At 32.7% G+C, this 17,572-nt stretch carries 14 protein-coding genes; all 14 read left to right on the top strand.

What is annotated here, in order from left to right; all coding sequences use genetic code 11:
- Positions 1-49 precede the first annotated feature (49 nt).
- The 14 genes from H3N56_RS06410 to rpsR all read left to right on the top strand — a co-directional run bounded on the left by H3N56_RS06410 (position 50) and on the right by rpsR (position 17,524).
- On the top strand, positions 50-5,155 hold the full coding sequence (locus H3N56_RS06410) for an autotransporter outer membrane beta-barrel domain-containing protein (RefSeq protein WP_185880413.1): 5,106 nt from the start codon (positions 50-52) through the stop codon (positions 5,153-5,155).
- A 103-nt stretch (positions 5,156-5,258) separates the two neighbouring features.
- A complete protein-coding gene (gmhB, locus tag H3N56_RS06405; protein ID WP_185880412.1) occupies positions 5,259-5,813 on the top strand; it encodes a D-glycero-beta-D-manno-heptose 1,7-bisphosphate 7-phosphatase in 555 nt (184 codons plus the stop codon).
- Between the two features lie 71 nt (positions 5,814-5,884).
- Positions 5,885-7,174: a UDP-N-acetylmuramoyl-tripeptide--D-alanyl-D-alanine ligase gene (gene murF, locus H3N56_RS06400; RefSeq protein WP_221893444.1), complete on the top strand. Its 1,290-nt coding sequence runs from the start codon at positions 5,885-5,887 to the stop codon at positions 7,172-7,174.
- A 12-nt stretch (positions 7,175-7,186) separates the two neighbouring features.
- Positions 7,187-8,278 (top strand): phospho-N-acetylmuramoyl-pentapeptide-transferase, encoded by a 1,092-nt coding sequence (mraY, locus tag H3N56_RS06395; RefSeq protein WP_185880411.1) that lies wholly within the window; start codon positions 7,187-7,189, stop codon positions 8,276-8,278.
- A 54-nt stretch (positions 8,279-8,332) separates the two neighbouring features.
- Positions 8,333-9,649, top strand: a complete 1,317-nt coding sequence (gene murD, locus H3N56_RS06390) for a UDP-N-acetylmuramoyl-L-alanine--D-glutamate ligase (RefSeq protein WP_185880410.1) — start codon at positions 8,333-8,335, stop codon at positions 9,647-9,649.
- Positions 9,650-9,653: 4 nt separating this feature from the next.
- Positions 9,654-10,727 carry an undecaprenyldiphospho-muramoylpentapeptide beta-N-acetylglucosaminyltransferase gene (gene murG, locus H3N56_RS06385; RefSeq protein WP_185880409.1) on the top strand — a complete coding sequence of 358 codons (1,074 nt, stop codon included), beginning with the start codon at positions 9,654-9,656 and terminating at the stop codon, positions 10,725-10,727.
- The gene (gene murC / locus H3N56_RS06380) at positions 10,727-12,091 is read left to right on the top strand and encodes a UDP-N-acetylmuramate--L-alanine ligase (protein ID WP_185880408.1); all 1,365 of its coding nucleotides are present in this window, start codon (positions 10,727-10,729) and stop codon (positions 12,089-12,091) included. Before murG ends, murC begins: the two co-directional genes overlap by 1 nt.
- On the top strand, positions 12,069-12,911 hold the full coding sequence (gene murB / locus H3N56_RS06375; RefSeq protein ID WP_185880407.1) for a UDP-N-acetylmuramate dehydrogenase: 843 nt from the start codon (positions 12,069-12,071) through the stop codon (positions 12,909-12,911). Before murC ends, murB begins: the two co-directional genes overlap by 23 nt.
- Positions 12,912-12,919: 8 nt before the next feature.
- Positions 12,920-13,798 carry a D-alanine--D-alanine ligase gene (locus H3N56_RS06370; RefSeq protein WP_185880406.1) on the top strand — a complete coding sequence of 293 codons (879 nt, stop codon included), beginning with the start codon at positions 12,920-12,922 and terminating at the stop codon, positions 13,796-13,798.
- A 2-nt stretch (positions 13,799-13,800) separates the two neighbouring features.
- Entirely contained in the window at positions 13,801-14,487 is a 687-nt protein-coding gene (locus H3N56_RS06365) for a cell division protein FtsQ/DivIB (RefSeq protein ID WP_185880405.1), read from the top strand.
- Positions 14,477-15,769, top strand: a complete 1,293-nt coding sequence (gene ftsA / locus H3N56_RS06360; protein ID WP_185880404.1) for a cell division protein FtsA — start codon at positions 14,477-14,479, stop codon at positions 15,767-15,769. Before H3N56_RS06365 ends, ftsA begins: the two co-directional genes overlap by 11 nt.
- A gap of 21 nt (positions 15,770-15,790) precedes the next feature.
- Entirely contained in the window at positions 15,791-16,867 is a 1,077-nt protein-coding gene (gene ftsZ / locus H3N56_RS06355) for a cell division protein FtsZ (protein WP_185880403.1), read from the top strand.
- Between the two features lie 103 nt (positions 16,868-16,970).
- The gene (gene rpsF / locus H3N56_RS06350; protein ID WP_185880402.1) at positions 16,971-17,255 is read left to right on the top strand and encodes a 30S ribosomal protein S6; all 285 of its coding nucleotides are present in this window, start codon (positions 16,971-16,973) and stop codon (positions 17,253-17,255) included.
- Between the two features lie 50 nt (positions 17,256-17,305).
- Entirely contained in the window at positions 17,306-17,524 is a 219-nt protein-coding gene (gene rpsR / locus H3N56_RS06345) for a 30S ribosomal protein S18 (RefSeq protein ID WP_185880401.1), read from the top strand.
- Positions 17,525-17,572 lie beyond the last annotated feature (48 nt).

Raw genomic sequence — 17,572 nt, 5'->3', positions numbered from 1 at the left:
ACAAATTTGAAAAATCGGGTAAAATTCAAAATTGGGAGGTTTTAAATTTATGAATGAATTAAGAAAAGTTGATGGACTGCTAAAAAGATTTTTAAAGAGAAAGTTTAAAATAACTGACGCAGTAGTAGTTGGTTTTCTTATTACTGGTGGAATAGGGTTTGCACAAGAAACTGTTGAAGTTTCAAAAGTTGAAACAGCTCCTAGTATTGTAGAAATGATAAAAGCCAAGTTCTTTAACCATCCAGGCTGGGAGGTTAAGCACGGATCTGATAAAACTATAGACGTAGATCATGGCGATAAAGTTTTAAATGACGGAACAGTTTCAGGAAAATTTGATAATGGAATGTGGGCAACAACTGGTGGAGTAGCATTGAATTTAGGTGTTATTAAAAATGATGGAGATTATGGTATGAGAGCTGGAGGTATGGACGATAATAATCATCCAGGTCCTAATCCTCATATAGATACTCAAAATCCTCCACAACCACATAATCAGATTTCGGTTGTTATAAACAAGGGAACTGTAGCAAATACAGGAGACTATGGAATTTATGCTGAAAATGGTGGAATTGGAATAAACCATGGTGGAAAACAAATGGTTACTCAACAAGAACTATCTTCAACACTTGAGCCAATTGGTCCTTTAGCTTCAGATAGTACTATGGATTTAGATTATGGAGTATTCAATGGTGGAGATTATGGAATGGCGGCTGTAGCTAGTTCTGTAAAACCTCCTCATCCAGGAACTTTAGAAGCGAATGGAAATGGTGGACCTCAACACAGACCTAAACCTTATGCTGCTATTTTAAATACAGGAATTGTAGCAAATGATGGAGATTATGGAATGGCAGCAATAGCAACTGGAGATGCTAATCAAAACTGTTCTCCAACACTAACTACTGGAGGTGGACAACCAGAACCTCATAAACCTGCAATGGCTTTTGCAGTAAATACAGGTGGAAAAAACTCTATAACTCATACTTATCAACAAGATGATAGAGATCATGATGATGATGATGATAGAAGACCTGGAAGACCTGGAGACGATGGACGTTATAACGAAGATACTCTAACAACTGATAACGGAGTATTAAATGGTGGAAACTATGGAATGTTAGCATCTGCTACTGATCATTCAATTGCTGGAGCTCTAAATATGGGACTTATAGCAAATGGTGGAGATTATGGAATGGCAGCATTAGCTGATGGTGAAAATAGTTTAGCTGTTGTAGTAAATACAGGTGGAACTGGAGAATTTACTTCAGAACTAAATAAATATGTATATGAATATAAAGATGAAGATGGACCAGGACCTCATACTGGAAATGGTGGGAATAATGACAATGAGCTAGTTCTTAAAGAGATTGTATTAGAAGATAAATTAGAAGTTTCTACTGAAAACGGAGTTTTAAATAAAGGTAATTACGGAATGTTAGCTCAAGCTAAAAATGGTGGAACTGCTATTGCAGTAAATACTCCAATGTTTGGTCTTGAAAATATTGGTGACGAAGATTGGAGAAATGATGGAGATAGAGATCATGATGACAACTGTCCAGATGTAGATATTCCAGAAAGTGTTCCTAGCATGGGACTAGTAGCAAATGGTGGAAATTATGGAATGGCAGCTGTAGCTGATGGTGAAGGTAGTTTAGCAGTTGCAGTAAATGGTGGAGCAAATGCAAGCTATGACTATACTCTTAGAAATGAAGGACATATGGGACCAAGAAGACCTTATCCAACATTTGGATATGAAGAACTTTCTGGTTCTGGAACAGCTACAGGTGGAGTTCAAAATGGTGGAGATTATGGAATGGCAGCTGTAGCTACAGATGGTGCAGTAGCAGCCGCAATTAACCTAGGGCTAGTAGCAAATGGTGGAAATATAGGAATGATAGCTGATGGAGCAGATGCTTGGGCTGTTAATCTTGGTGGAACACTAAATGCCTCTGGAGATCTTTATGATGTAGATGTTAAAGAAGTACATAGTGGACCATATGGTGGTCCAAAACCTCCGAAAAAATATCAAATAACTCAAGAGTTAATAGGAACAGGAAATCTAGAGATAGATGGAGGAGTTAAAAACGCTGGAGACTACGGAATGGTAGCTTTAAATGGTGGAACTGCTCTTAACTTTGGATTAGTAGCTAACGGTGGAAATGTAGGAATGTTAGCTGATGGAGCAAGCGGAGAAGACAACAGTTACGCTCTAAATACAGGAAGAGATTTATCTCTTGATTTAAAATTAGAAGCAGAAGTTGTAAAAACTAAAGAACACAATGAGGCTAATCCAGTTGATAATTTTGGTACTCCTCCTAATCATGGAGACCATGATGTAACTATAATTGGACCAGATGGTAAGCCAGTAAATGTTGGTGATAGATTTACAGTTGCTGATCTTACAGTAGATACAGTAGGTGGAGTAAGAAACACTGGTGACTTAGGAATGGTAGCACAAAATGGTGGAATAGCTGTAAACACAGGATTAGTAGCAAATGGTGGAGAAGTTGGAATGCTAGGGCAACTTGGTGGAACTGCTATAAACCATGTTTCTATTCTTGAAGGTGTTTTAGCAATGCACGATGATGTTTTACCAGGTGAAATAGATCTAGGGCCTTTACCACCAGACTTTGATTTCGACTTTGATGAGCTTTCTGAAAGTGGATTACAACCGCCGCCACCACCACCACAAGGTCCATGTATAGGATTAGATGGTAAGCTTACATTTGATATAACAATGGGTGAAACTGGAGTAAGAAACGGTGGAAACTATGGTATGGTAGCACAAAACAGTGGTCTAGCAATAAATGCAGGACTTGTTAGAAATGGTGGAGATTTTGGTATGGTAGCATATGATAATTCAGTTGCTATCAACTATGGAAGAGATTTAACAGGTGCAAACTTAATGGATATGATAAAATCTGGTGAGAATATGCCTCCATTAGCAGATGGAATTCTTAAACTTGTCACTTATTTACATCCAGATTTAAAAGGATTTATAACTGATACATCTGGAAAAACATTTGCTGAATGGGCAGCTGGAGATGCTGAACTTACTGCACTTGCACAAAAAGTTGTATCAACTGGTGGAATTTTAAATGAAGGAAATATTGGAGCTTGGGTACTTGGAGATTCTAGATTTATAAATCATGGAGTAATCAATCCAGATAGTTCAGTTCCTCTATCAGAAGCTGGTAAAAATGCTATCGCAGCTAACGGATTAAATCCTGATACTGCTGGTAAAATAGCTATCTTAGCAGGAGCTGGAGATAACACAATATTCCTTGGAAGTGGATCTGAAATTACAGGAAGAGTAAACGGTGGTGGAGGAACAAATACACTTTACTTCATCGAATCAACTGATGCTCATACTGGAGAAACTCTAAACAATAGAAATTATGGAACAATAGATGATTATTCATTCAGCCATATCCTATTTGGTAAAAATGGAGGAACTGTAAATATAGATGGAGCTACAGTTGATAAGGCTCAAGGAATGGATTTACCTGAAACTGTTATGAATAATGAAAATGTTTGGACAATAGCAAATAATATTAAATTAACTCACCAACAACATAAAACAGTTACTGATTACTCTGTAAATGCAAATGGAGTACTTACAACTGATAAATTCAATAGTGTTTATTCAGAAAATTCTGAAATAGCTAGAGAAGATGTTGAAGGAAACTTCAAAGGAAACGTTCAAATAGATGGTGGAGCTAACATCTTAATGCAAGTTGGAAGAAACTTAACTTCTACATTTGCAGCTAACTCTATCAATATGAAAAATGGTTCTGTAACTCAAAGAGCAAAAGATGATACTTTTGTAACTAACGCTAATAGAATTGAAATAACAAATATCTTCACAAATAAATACCAAGATTCAGTAGCTAAAACTGAAGCTCAAGGATCTGGAGGATTATTAATCGATGGTGTTCATGCTGGTAATGGAACTCAAGATGAAGGTAAATTCAATGTTCAAGATACTACTGGAGCAGGTTGGACTGATGCTAATGGTTGGAAAGCTACTCATCAATATAACCAAGAAACAGGAGACGTTACTCTAGTATTTGAAAGAACTGGAGGAAATGGATTACAAGGTGGATACAAAGATACTATAGATCAATATACTCAATCTGATGTAGATATCATAAATGGTATGAACATTGTAAATCAAGGTTACAACTATGCTAGAAAAGCAGCGTTCATGGATCCACGTATTGAAAAATCAGAAGTTATAGAATATCCAGCTCAACCTATGGATAAAGGAATGAAATCTTCTGGTAAAGATAAAGAAATTATTCCAGTGCCAATTGTGGAAGAGGTTATTGAGGAAACTCCATACATGAACTTACAATTTGCTGAAGTATTCGGTGACTTTGGTAAGTATGATGGAAGCACAACTTCTGGATATGATTATGACACTTGGGGAATTACAGGAGCAACTTACCATAGATTTGACGATAACTGGTTGGCAGGTATAAGTTATGGATATGCTAAATCAGACGTTGACTATGACACTCATGGAAGTAACGAAGATGTAGATACTGTAGGACTTACAGGATTTGTATCTTATGTGAAAGATAGCTGGCTAGTAACTGGACAGTTAGGATACTCTTGGAATGACCATGATTTAACTAGAAATATATTTGATAGAGATATAAATACACAAGTTGGAACAAATGCAAGCTTCGATTCACATATGATTACACTTGGAGCAGAAGTTGGATACAACTATGTATATGAGAATGATTTAAATGTATACCCTTATGTAGGTCTTGATTACATGTGGTATACAAGAGACTCTTATAAAGAGGGTGGAGATCAAAACTTTGCTTTAGATGTATCTAAATCAGATCTTAACACATTTGTAAGTAAACTTGGAGTTATGTTAGATAAGAGCTGGGATCAATATGGAATGTTCTTAGATTTAGGATGGAGACATTACTTCGACGATCCAAGTTCTACAACAGCTAGCTTCTCTACAGCTTCTTACGATATCGCTGGATTAGATATTGGTAAAGATGTTGGATATGTTAAAGTTGGAGCAACTTATGATGTAACTCCTCAAATGGATGTAGGTATTGATTATACTGGTTCATTCAGAGATGGAGAAGTAGGAAATAGAGTTGGATTAAACTTAAGCTACAAATGGTAATTAATTAAATATTGGAAGGGTCGAATTAATCTTCGACCCTTCTTTTATTTTTGTAAATATTAAAATATGGTATAATAATAACAAAATGTCTATGGGGTGAAATATGAAAAAAACAATTTTTTTAGATAGAGATGGAACTATAAATGTGGAAAAAAATTACTTACATAAAATAGAAGATTTTGAATTTGAAAATCGTGCTATAGAAGCTTTAAAAATACTCTCAGATTTAGGATATCAACTGATAGTTGTAACAAATCAATCAGGAATAGCTAGGGGATATTATGGAGAGGAAGATTTAGAAAAATTAAATAATTATATGGTGGAAGAATTGAAAAAAAATGGCGTGGAGATAACTGCGTGTTATTTCTGTCCTCACCATTTAGAGAAGGGTGTAGGCAAATACAGGGTAGAATGTGAGTGTAGAAAACCAAATCCTGGAATGCTTCTAAAAGGTATAAATGAATATCAAGTTGATATAAAAAATTCATATATGGTTGGAGATAGACAAAGTGATTTAGAGGCTGGAATCAGAGCTGGAGTCAAACCAATTTTAGTAAAAACTGGTTATGGAAAAAATCAAATTCCAAACTTAGATGAAAGGGTACAGACCTTTGAAAATCTTTATGAATTTGCAACAAAATTAGCTTGCAAAAATTAAAAAAATGTTGTACGTAGTCTTTTTAAATGTTAAAATATCAAATGTCTTGACTTAAAAGGGGGGCGAATATATTGAAAAAATTATTGGCAACAATAAAAAATTATTTTAAAGAAAAAAACATAGAAAAAATAGAGAAACTAGAAATAAAAAATGTTGTGATAGATAGCAGAAAAATTGAAAAAGATTCATTATTTTTTGCTATAAATAACGGCAATTCATATATAGAAGAAGCACTAAATAAAGGAGCATCATTAATTATAGGAGATAATGTTCCAGAAAATATTAATGATTCGAGGGTTCTAAGAGTAGAAGATACTATTGGAACTTTGCAAGCGTTAGCAAATGAGTATAGAAAGAACTTAAATCTGAAAATTATTGGAATAACAGGAAGCAATGGAAAAACAACTACAAAGGATTTAATTCATGGAGTATTATCTCAGAAGTATAGATGTCAAAAAACATCAGGAAATTATAATAATCATATAGGAGTACCATATACGATTTTAAACTTTTCTGAAAATGATGAAATTGGTATTTTAGAGATGGGAATGAGCTCTTTTGGAGAAATCGATACTCTTTGTAAAATAGCTATGCCAGATTATGGAGTTATAACAAATATTGGAGATTCACACCTAGAGTTTTTAAAAAATCGTGAAAATGTTTTTAAAGCAAAAGGAGAGATGATTCCATACATAGATTCAGATAATCTATTTCTATTTGGAGATGATCCATTTTTAAAATCAGTAGATGGAATTAAAGTTGGATTTGAAAAAGATAACAACTATCAAATAGGCAATATCTCTGAAAAAGATTGTTCAGCGGAGTTCATGGTGAATAATTTAACTTATGAGGTTCCATTAAATGGAAGACATAATTGTATAAACGGAGCTATGGCTGTAGCTATTGGAAATAAGTTTGAAGTTTCAAATGAAGATATAAGAAAAGGACTTTTAAAAAGTTCTCTTAGTAGTATGAGATTTCAAAGAATTGAAAAAGAGAATATTACATATATAAATGATGCTTATAATGCAAGCCCTATATCTATGAAATACTCTTTAGAGAGCTTTAATGAGTTAAAGGATACAAGAAAAAAAATAGCTGTAATTGGGGACATGTTAGAGCTAGGAGAAAATGAAATTCAATATCATTTGGATATTTTAAGACTGGTAGATAAACTCAACATAGAAGAGGTATATCTATTTGGTCCAAGAATGAAAGAAGCATCTAAAGGAATAGCTAGCGAGAAAATTAAAGTTTTTGAAGAGAAAGAGGATATTTGCAAAAGACTATCTGAATTTAAAAATATTACGGTATTATTAAAAGGTTCTAGGGGAATGAGACTAGAAGAAATCATAAGATAAAGGGAGTATGCAATGTTTTACCTACTGGCAGAAAAGTTTGAGTTTTTTAGTTTTTTTAAATCTATATATCTAAGAGGATTTATAGGTTTTACTTTGGGGTTTTTGATAGTTTTATTTATTGGAAAACCATTTATTAAGTATTTGAAAAAGAAGAAATATGGAGAACAGATAAGAGAGGATGGTCCGAGTACTCATTTTTCTAAAAAAGGAACACCAACTATGGGTGGAGTACTAATTATTTCGACAACCTTATTGTTAACATTATTGATTTCAAATATTTTGAACAAATTTATAATTTTGATGATTATTGTGACGATTATGTTCAGTAGCATTGGGTTTATAGATGATTACAAGAAATTTACAGTAAATAAAAAAGGTCTTTCCGGAAAGAAGAAACTATTAGGTCAAGCAGTAATATCTTTAGTGACGTGGGCTTTTATTTTAAAGATGGGACTTATAAGTGGAAGCAGTTCTTTAGACTTATCAATTATAAATCCAATAGTGCCACATAGCTATATTTACTTAGGAGCTGGTGGTATGCTTCTTATGATTTCGATAGTTCTTATGGGAACTTCAAATGCAGTTAATATAACTGATGGATTGGATGGACTAGCAACTATGCCAGTTATAATTTGTGCTTCAATCTTAGCAGCTATAGCATATTTTACAGGACATACAGAACTGAGTAACTATCTAAATCTATATTATATTGCTGGAACTGGAGAACTTACTGTATTTCTAGCTATACTTATGGGATCGGGATTAGGTTTTCTTTGGTATAACTTCTATCCTGCTCAGATTTTTATGGGAGATACTGGTTCTTTAACTCTTGGTGGAGTTCTTGGAGTTGTTGCAATAATATTAAAGCAAGAGTTACTACTTCCAATAATAGGAGGAGTATTTGTTGCTGAAGCACTCTCTGTTATTATTCAAGTGGTATCCTTTAAGTTGAGAGGAAAAAGAGTATTTAAAATGGCTCCTATTCATCATCACTTTGAACTTATGGGAATTCCAGAAACGAAAGTAACTATGAGATTTTGGATTATAAGTTTACTTTTAGGGATACTAGCTTTAGGATTGATAAGATTAAAAGGGATACTATAAACCACGGATTTTTCTACCGTGGTTTTACTTGTAGAATGGACAAAGGAGAAAACTATGAAAAAAGCTATGGTTTTTGGCGGTGGAGTAAGTGGAAATGGAGCTAAAAAATTACTTGAAAATATAGGTTATGAGGTAATACTTGTGGATGATAAGATAGGAGTTTCATCATCTGAGGGAATAAAATTATTGCCAGAGATAGAAATTTTTATTAAAAGTCCAGGAACACCTTACAGCGAACTTGTAAAAGATGCAAAAAAAATGGGAATAGAAGTAATAGATGAAGTGGAGTTAGCATACAGATATATGAAAGATTTTGGAATAAAATCTAAAATAATAGCAATAACTGGAACTAATGGAAAAACAACAACTACTACAAAAATAAAAGAACTACTGGACTATGCTGGCTTTAGAGTTAAGTATGCCGGAAACATAGGGACATCTTTTGCAGAATTAGTTCTTGAGAATAAAACACTAGATTATATAGTTCTTGAACTTAGTTCATACCAGTTAGAGAATGTAAAAGAATTTAAAGCTGATGTAGCAATAGTTATAAATCTTGCACCTGATCATCTGGATAGATATGAAAAAGTTGAGGATTATTATGATGCTAAGTTTAATATAGCAAATAATCAAGGAAAAGAAGATAATTTTATATTGAATATAGGTTGTGCAGAATCTGTTTTAAGAAAAGATAAGATAAATGCAGAACTTTATAAAGTTTCACTAAATTTATTAGATGAGTTTCAAGATGCTTATGTTAAAAGTGGAAAACTATTCTTTAGAGATGAGTATATTTTAGATGCTAGTAATCTTTCTCTAAAGGGAAGACATAACTTAGAAAACACGCTGTTTATAGTGACTGTTGGAAAAATTTTAGGGATTTCAGCAGATGTAATGAGGGAATTTCTTTATCATACTGGTAGTTTGGAGCATAGAATGGAGAAATTTTTTGATTATGGAGAGGTTATCTTTATAAATGATTCTAAGGGTACAAATGTTGAGTCGACAAGGTTCGCAATAGAAGCATATGACAATCCAATCCTAATCTGTGGGGGAGTAGACAAAAAGCTAGACTTAGCTCCTTTGGCAAGCATTATAAAAGAAAAGGTTAAGTCTGTATATTTGATTGGGCAAATAGCCCCACTCATAGAAAAAGAGCTATTAAAAATAGATTATCCATCTTCAAGTATTTATAATTGTGGAAAATTAGAAGAAGTAGTGAAATTGTTAAAGAAAAATCTTAATAAGGATTTAAAAGAGGTAGTTCTTTTATCTCCAGCTACTGCAAGTTTTGATCAATTTAAAAACTATGAGGAGAGGGGAAAAATTTTCAAAAAATTGATTGTGGAAAACTTTACAGAGGGAGAGTAACCGTTTGAAAAAGATAATATTAACAACAGGGGGAACAGGTGGACATATATATCCAGCTCTGGCTGTTGCTGAAGGACTTAGAAAAAAAAATATGGATATTCTCTTTGTAGGAAGCAGCACTAGAATGGAAAAAGATATAGTTCCAGAAGAGGGATATAGGTTTATTGGACTGGATATTTTTCCACCAAAGTCTATAAAAAATATCTTTAAATCTATAAAAGCTATGTTTAAAGCATTTAAAATTGTTTTAGATGAAAAGCCAGACGTTATTATTGGATTTGGAAATTACATTTCAGTTCCAGTTTTATTAGCAGGAGTAGTTTTAAGAAAGAAAATATACTTACAAGAACAAAACGCGAATTTAGGGATGACAAATAAAATATTTTACAAATTTGCTAAAAAGAGTTTTTTAGCTTTTGATAAAACTTATGATGATATTCCAATGAAATATCAACATAAATTTAGTGTTACAGGAAATCCGTTAAGAGAAGAGATTTACTCTGTACATGAAAGAGAAGAAAGAGAAAGATTAAAACTAAGTGATGATGAGAAGCTACTACTTATCACAGGTGGAAGTCTTGGAGCAAAGGATATAAATGAAGCTGTTCTTCAAAACTGGGAGACTATTTTTGACGATAAGAGAATTAGAGTTTACTGGGCAACTGGAGAATCAAACTTTGATGAAATAAACAAAAGAACAGCAAATAAGAAAATAAAGGTTAGTGATATAATTAAACCTTATTTCAATAATATGATAAATATAATGTCAGCAGCAGATCTAGTTATTTGTAGAGCTGGAGCATTGACAATTTCTGAGATAGTAGAACTAGAAAAACCAGCAATTCTTATTCCTTACAATTCAATAAAAGTGGGACAATATGAAAATGCTAAAATATTGGAAGAGAATAAAGCAGCACTTATATATTCAAATAGTGATGCTGTGTTGGCTATGGAAAGAGCCTTGGAACTTATTAGAGATGAAGACCGTTTGAAAAAGATGAAAGTAAGGGTGAAGGGACTAAAAAAAGCCAATGCTGTGGAGAAGATAATCAGCAATTTGGATATTTGGAGGAATTAATGAAGAAAATTTATTTTATAGGTATAAATGGAATTGGTATGAGTGGACTAGCTAAAATAATGCAGACAAAAGGATATAAAGTGTCAGGTGCAGATTTAGCAAGAAACTATGTGACAGAAGAATTAGAAAGATTAGGAGTAAATGTTTACCCAAGTCATGACAGTAAAAATGTTGAAGGGATGGACTTAGTAATCGCTTCAAGTGCTATAAAAAAAGATAATCCAGAGCTTATGAGAGCTAAAGAGTTAGGAATCGAAATTATTAAACGTGGAGAATTACTAGCTAGACTTATGAATAAGGAAAAGGGTATATCTGTTGCTGGAACACACGGAAAAACAACTACTAGTTCAATGTTATCATCAGTTCTTTTAGGGATAGACCCAACTATCGTTGTTGGAGGAATTTTACCTGAAATAGGTTCAAATGCTAAGGCTGGAAAATCAGGGATATTTGTTGCAGAAGCTGACGAGAGCGATAACTCATTTTTATTCATAAACTCTCATTATGCAATAGTTACTAATATCGAAGCAGACCATTTAGAAAATCATGGTTGTCTCGAAAATATAAAAAAATCTTTTGCTCAATTTATGGATCAGACAAGTAATAAAATTTTATGTTGTATAGATTCTGAATCTGTTAAAGAGGTTATAAAAGGTAGAGAAAATGTTATAACTTATAGTTTAACAAATGAAGATGCTGATATCTATGCTTCTGAAATAAGAATAGAAAACTCTAAAACTATATTCAAAGTATTTGCTTTTGGAAAATGTTTAGGAGAATATAAACTTTCTATTCCTGGAAAACATAATATTCAAAATTCACTACCTGTTATCTATTTAGGACAAACTTTAGGAGTTCCTGATAAAGATATCAAATCAGCTCTAGAGAAATTTAGAGGTGCGAAGAGAAGATATGATATTTTATATGATTCAGAAGTAAAAATAATAGATGATTATGCTCATCACCCAACAGAGATAAAAGCTACTCTTCAAGGTGCAGAAACAATCGAGAGCGATAAAATAGTTGCAATATTTCAACCACATCGTTACAGTAGAGTAAAGTTTCTACTAGATGAATTCAAAGGAAGTTTTGATAAAGTGGATGAAGTTCTTTTACTTCCAATCTACAGTGCTGGAGAAAAAGATGAATTTGGAGTTTCAATTCAAGATTTAAAAGATAGTATAAATCATAAAAATTGTAAAATAGTTGTAGAAGAAGAGAAGATTCAAAAGAGAGTATTAAGTGAAGGGTTGAGAAAAGTTTTCATTTTTATGGGAGCAGGAAGTATCTCTTCAATGGCACACAAAGTTGTAGAAAAGTTGGAAGAGAGGAAAGAAATAGATGAAAATTTTAAAGTCGTTTAATATGAAAGAGCATTCTAACATGAAAATTGGTGGAATTGCTAAAGAGTTTATCGTAATAGAAAACAAAGATGAAATTCAAGAAGCTTTAGAACTTGGACACAACATATTCGTAATTGGAAATGGAACTAATACACTTTTAAATGATGGAGAATTAAATAGAACCTTCATATCATTAAAAAGTATAGATTATATAAAAGATTTCAAAAATGGTCTTGTGGAAGTTGGGGCAGGATTAGATTTCGATAAAGTAATAGAATATATGGAGAAAAATGACTATTCAGGACTAGAAAATTTAGCAGGAATTCCTGGAAGTGTTGGAGGACTTGTATTCATGAATGGTGGAGCCTATGGAACAGAGATTTTTGATTGCATAGAGGAAATCGAAATTGTAGATGAGAACTTTGTTACTAGAAGAATAAAAAAATCAGAAATGAATTTTACATACAGAAAGACAGAGATAAAAGAAAAAGGTTGGATAGTTTTAAGTACAACTTTTAAATTCGAGAAAGGTTACAACAGAGAACTTGTTGAAGAGCATAGAGAACAAAGAAGAACAAGACACCCTTTGACTGAACCAAATCTTGGAAGTACTTTTAAAAATCCAAAAGGTAATTTCTCAGCAAGACTTATAATAGAGGCTGGTCTTCAAGGAGCTACTATTGGGGGAGCACAAGTCTCAACAGTACATCCTAACTTTATAGTGAATAAAGGGACAGCTAAATTTGAAGATATATTAGAACTTATAGACTTAGTAAAAACAAAAGTACAAGAAAAATCAGGAATTCTTTTAGAAGAAGAAATAATAATTGTAAGGGGTTAGGTGAAAGGATGAAAATAGCAGTTTTTATGGGTGGAACATCATCAGAAAGAGAAGTTTCTTTAAGAACGGGAGCGGCTATATTAAATAGTCTTGTTAGACAAGGTTATGACGCTTACAAAGTGGATTTGACAGCAGAAAATTTAGTAACTGCTTTTACAGATAACGATTATGATTTAGCTTACATTGCTCTTCATGGTGAATTTGGTGAAGATGGAAGAGTTCAAGCTCTTTTAGATATGCTTGGAAAAAAATATACAGGATCTGGAGTTACTCCAAGTGCTGTCTCTATGGATAAAGTTTTAACTAAACTTATAGCTGAAGATATTGGAATACTAATACCTAAAACTTACACTAGTGTAGAAGATATTGAAAACTTCCCAGTTGTTGTAAAACCAGCTAAAGAAGGATCAAGTGTTGGAATTTACATCTGTAATAATAAAGAGGAAGCGACAGCTGCAGTGGAAGCTCTAAAAGATAAAAAACTTCTGATAGAGGAGTTTGTAAAAGGTGAAGAACTTACTTGTGGAGTTATGAACGGCGAGGCTATGGGAGTACTGAAAATTACACCTAAGTCAGGAGTTTATGACTATACTTCTAAGTATACGACAGGAATGACAGACTATCAGTTCCCTGCACAAATAGATTCAAAAGTATATGATGCAGTTATGGAAGCTTCTAAGAAAATTCACGAGGAATTAAATCTTGGAGGAATTTCAAGAAGTGATTTTATATTAAAAGATGGGAAAGCTTACTTTTTAGAAGTTAACACTTGCCCTGGAATGACTGAAACTAGCCTTATTCCAAAAATAGCTACTTTAAAAAATTATACTTTTGATGATTTGACAAGAATAATGGTTGAAACTTTTACAAAAATAAAGGATAATTAATCATGTTACTTAAGGCTTTAGGGACTATATTAGTAACTATGGTTTTAATTGAAGTGGAAAGTAACTTTATAAAAAAACCTGTCTTTAATATTAAAAATGTTGAAATCACAAAATTATCTTCAAGTTTAGAACGTGACATGGAGAAATTAAGGAAAGATCTTTTAGGAAAAAATATTTATGATATAAATATTGATTTTTTAAAAGAAATGCTAAGTAATGACGTAAGAATAAAAGAAGTAGCAATAGATAAAAAAGGTTTAAATTCTTTAAGTTTTAATATAGCTGAAAGAGAAGTTAAATACTACGCACAAATAAATAGTAAGTTCTATTTAGTAGATGAAGATGGCGTAGTTTTTGGAAAAATTAATGAACGAGAGAAAAAAGATTTACCAATTTTTCATATAAAAAACTTAGAGGAAACTTCAAATTTTATTAAAATTCTTGAAAAGATGGAACAAGGATACTTAAAAGATATGGTTTCGCAAGTTTATACTAAAGACCAAAACTGCATTCTTATGATACTAACAGATGGGACTTTAGTAAAAACGAACCTAGAAGTTGCAAGAGATAAATATTTCACAGGAGAAATGCTATATCTAGATCTTGTAAAAAATAAGAAAGTTGAGTATATGGATCTCAGATTTCAAGATTTTATAGTCAAGTGTTTGGGGGCAAAAGATGAAAAATAATATAACGAAATTAATATTAGATATTGGAAACTCTAAGGTTAAGTTTTTACTTGGAGAGTTAAATAGCGAAGGCGATAAATTAAGAGTAATAGAGTATGTTGAAAGACCTAGTCGTGGAATTAAAAAATCAGTAATAGAAAATCCTGAAGTTTTAAGTGAAATAATAAGGGATGCTGTGATAGATTTAAAAGCCAAGACTGGTTTAGAAATAGAAAAAGCATCAATAGGAACGAGTGGAAATAATATTCGTTCTAGAACAAAAAATATTAAGATTTTTTTCAACGAAAAAGATATAGAACAAAGCGATTTAGAAAAGCTGTTTTTAAAAGCTGAAGAAGAGCTATTCTTAAGAGGAGAAAGAGTTATTGAAAGAGAGATTTACAATATAAGAGTAAATAATTCTGGAATAATTAAAAACCCTGTTGGAATAACTGGAAATGAGCTTCAAGCTGATGTCCATCTTATAACTTTGGACGAAGCGGAAGTTGAAATGGTAAGTGAAGTAGTAAATAGAGCAGGACTGGTTGTAGAAAATATACTCTTAAATGCATCAGCATCAGCTAAAGCAACTTTAGATGAAGAGGATAGACAGATGGGAGTAGCTCTTATTGATATAGGCGAGGGTTCAACTGACATTATAATATTTAAAAATGACAAGATGATATATTCAAAATCACTCCCACTTGGAGGTATGCACTACGTAAATGATATAAGCTATCTCTTCCAAATAAACAGAGGAGAGGCTGGAGCTGTATTAGAAAAGCTTCGTAAAAAAGAAATTCATAATGATTATATTTTAATAGGTGACACTAAGAAGGTTTCTATAGAAGATATAAAAAATATAATAGATGCTAGAACAGGTGATTTAATAAGTTTTATAACACAGACAATAGAGGAATCAGGATTTAATGGTTATCTAGGAAAAGGACTTGTTTTAACTGGTGGAGCAGTAGTGATAGACGACCTGTTTAATAAAGTTCATAATAAAACTGGGTATGCAGTGAGAAGAGTTAATCCACTTCAACTAAGAGGTTTAGAGGACGTGGAACCAGGAATGTCTACACCGATTGGAATGTTTTTAAAAGTTATGGAAGAAGAGTACAACAGATTAAAAGAAGAAGAAAAAATTAACCAACGTAAGATGAATGAAAAGGAAATTATAGGTCTACCTAATAGCTTTGGGGATGAATTTGAAGAGAATAGTTCAGAGTCAGTTTCTAAATTTAAGATGAACTTTGGGGCTTTAGAGGCTATAAAAAAATGGATTTCGAATTTTATTTAGTGGAATATTGGAGGGAGTACTATGTTAAATAATGAATGTCAAGTTAAGATAAAAGTTATTGGAGCTGGTGGAGCTGGTGGAAATGCTATTAACGACATGATTATATCTGGGGTTAATGGGGTTGAATATATTGCTGCAAATACAGATGCGCAAGATTTAAATAACTCTTTAGCGGATATTAGAATTCAGCTTGGAGAAAAGTTGACAAGAGGACTTGGTGCAGGAGCTGATCCTGAAGTTGGAAGACAAGCAGCAGAAGAGGATATAGAAAAATTAAAGCACCTATTAGAAGAAACAGATATGCTTTTCATAACTGCTGGAATGGGTGGAGGAACTGGAACTGGTTCTGCTCCTGTTATAGCAAAAGTTGCAAAAGAGATGGGTGTACTTACAATTGGTGTTGTAACTAAACCATTTAGTTTTGAAGGAAGAAAGAGAAAAAATAACGCTGATGAGGGAATGGAACATCTGAAGAAATATGTTGATTCACTTGTTATAATACCAAATGACAAGTTATTTGAACTTCCAGAAAAAACAATAACACTTCAAAATGCTTTTAAAGAAGCAAACAATATCTTAATGATAGGTATAAAAGGTGTAGCTGATCTTATGACAAGAAAAGGTTTAATCAACCTTGACTTTGCAGACGTTAGAGCAACTATGTTAAATTCAGGTGTAGCTGTTCTTGGATTTGGAGAAGGAGAAGGAGAAAACAGAGCCGTTAAAGCTACTGAAAAAGCTCTTACATCTCCACTTTTAGAAAAATCAATACTTGGAGCTAGCAAAGTTCTTATAAATATAACTGGTTCAGCAAACTTAACTCTTATGGAATCACAAACAATTGCAAATATAGTTAAAGATGCTGCTGGAAAAACTGCAGATGATATCATGTTTGGTATAGTTGAAGAGGAGTCATTTGGAGATAAAGTTCAAGTAACTATAATTGCAAATAACTTTGTAAATGAATTAGAAAAAGACGAGCCATTTATAAATGTGGACTCTAAAAAGAGCGAAGCTACAAACAATGTTAGAATAGATGATTCAAAGAGAACTGAACTTGATTTACCACCTTGGATTAGAGGCGGAAAGAAAGATTAATCAAAAAAACTCTTGTAAATCTATATAAGTTATGTTAGAATTATTAATGCCCTGCTCAAGGTCAACGTACTTTGGGCCAAAACCATAGGGAGGAGGTAAATAAATGAAAAAATATGAATTAATGTTCATAATCAACCCAACTATATTAGAGGAGGGAAGAGAAGCTGTTATAGAGAAAGTAACTAAAATACTTACAACTGCAGGAGCTACTGTTCTTAAATCTGAGAGATGGGGAGAGAGAAAATTAGCTTATCCTATCGACAAGAAGAAGACTGGATTCTACGTACTAACTACTTTAGAGATGGACGGTACTAAATTAACTGAAGTTGAGTCAAAACTTAACATAACTGAAGAAGTTATCAGATACATCGTAGTTAAGCAAGACTAATCACAATCAATTAAAAAAAACGTTTAATCTAAAGAAGGAGGTAATTCGAAATGGCAGAGTTCAGAAGAAGAAGAGCTAAGTTAAGAGTAAAAGCTGAAGAGATTGATTATAAAAATGTAGATCTTTTAAAAAGATTTATTTCTGATAAAGGAAGAATAAATCCAGCTAGAGTAACTGGAGCTAACGCTAAGTTACAAAGAAAGATAGCTAAAGCTATCAAGAGAGCTAGAAACATAGCACTAGTTCCTTACACAAGAGTAGAGAAGTAAAAATTAATGAGGTCGAACGAAAGTTCGGCCTCTTTTTCATTTTTTGGT

The sequence above is a fragment of the Cetobacterium sp. 2A genome (genome assembly GCF_014250685.1).
Classification (GTDB): Bacteria; Fusobacteriota; Fusobacteriia; order Fusobacteriales; family Fusobacteriaceae; genus Cetobacterium.
This window is presented reverse-complemented; position numbering and strand designations above follow the sequence as displayed.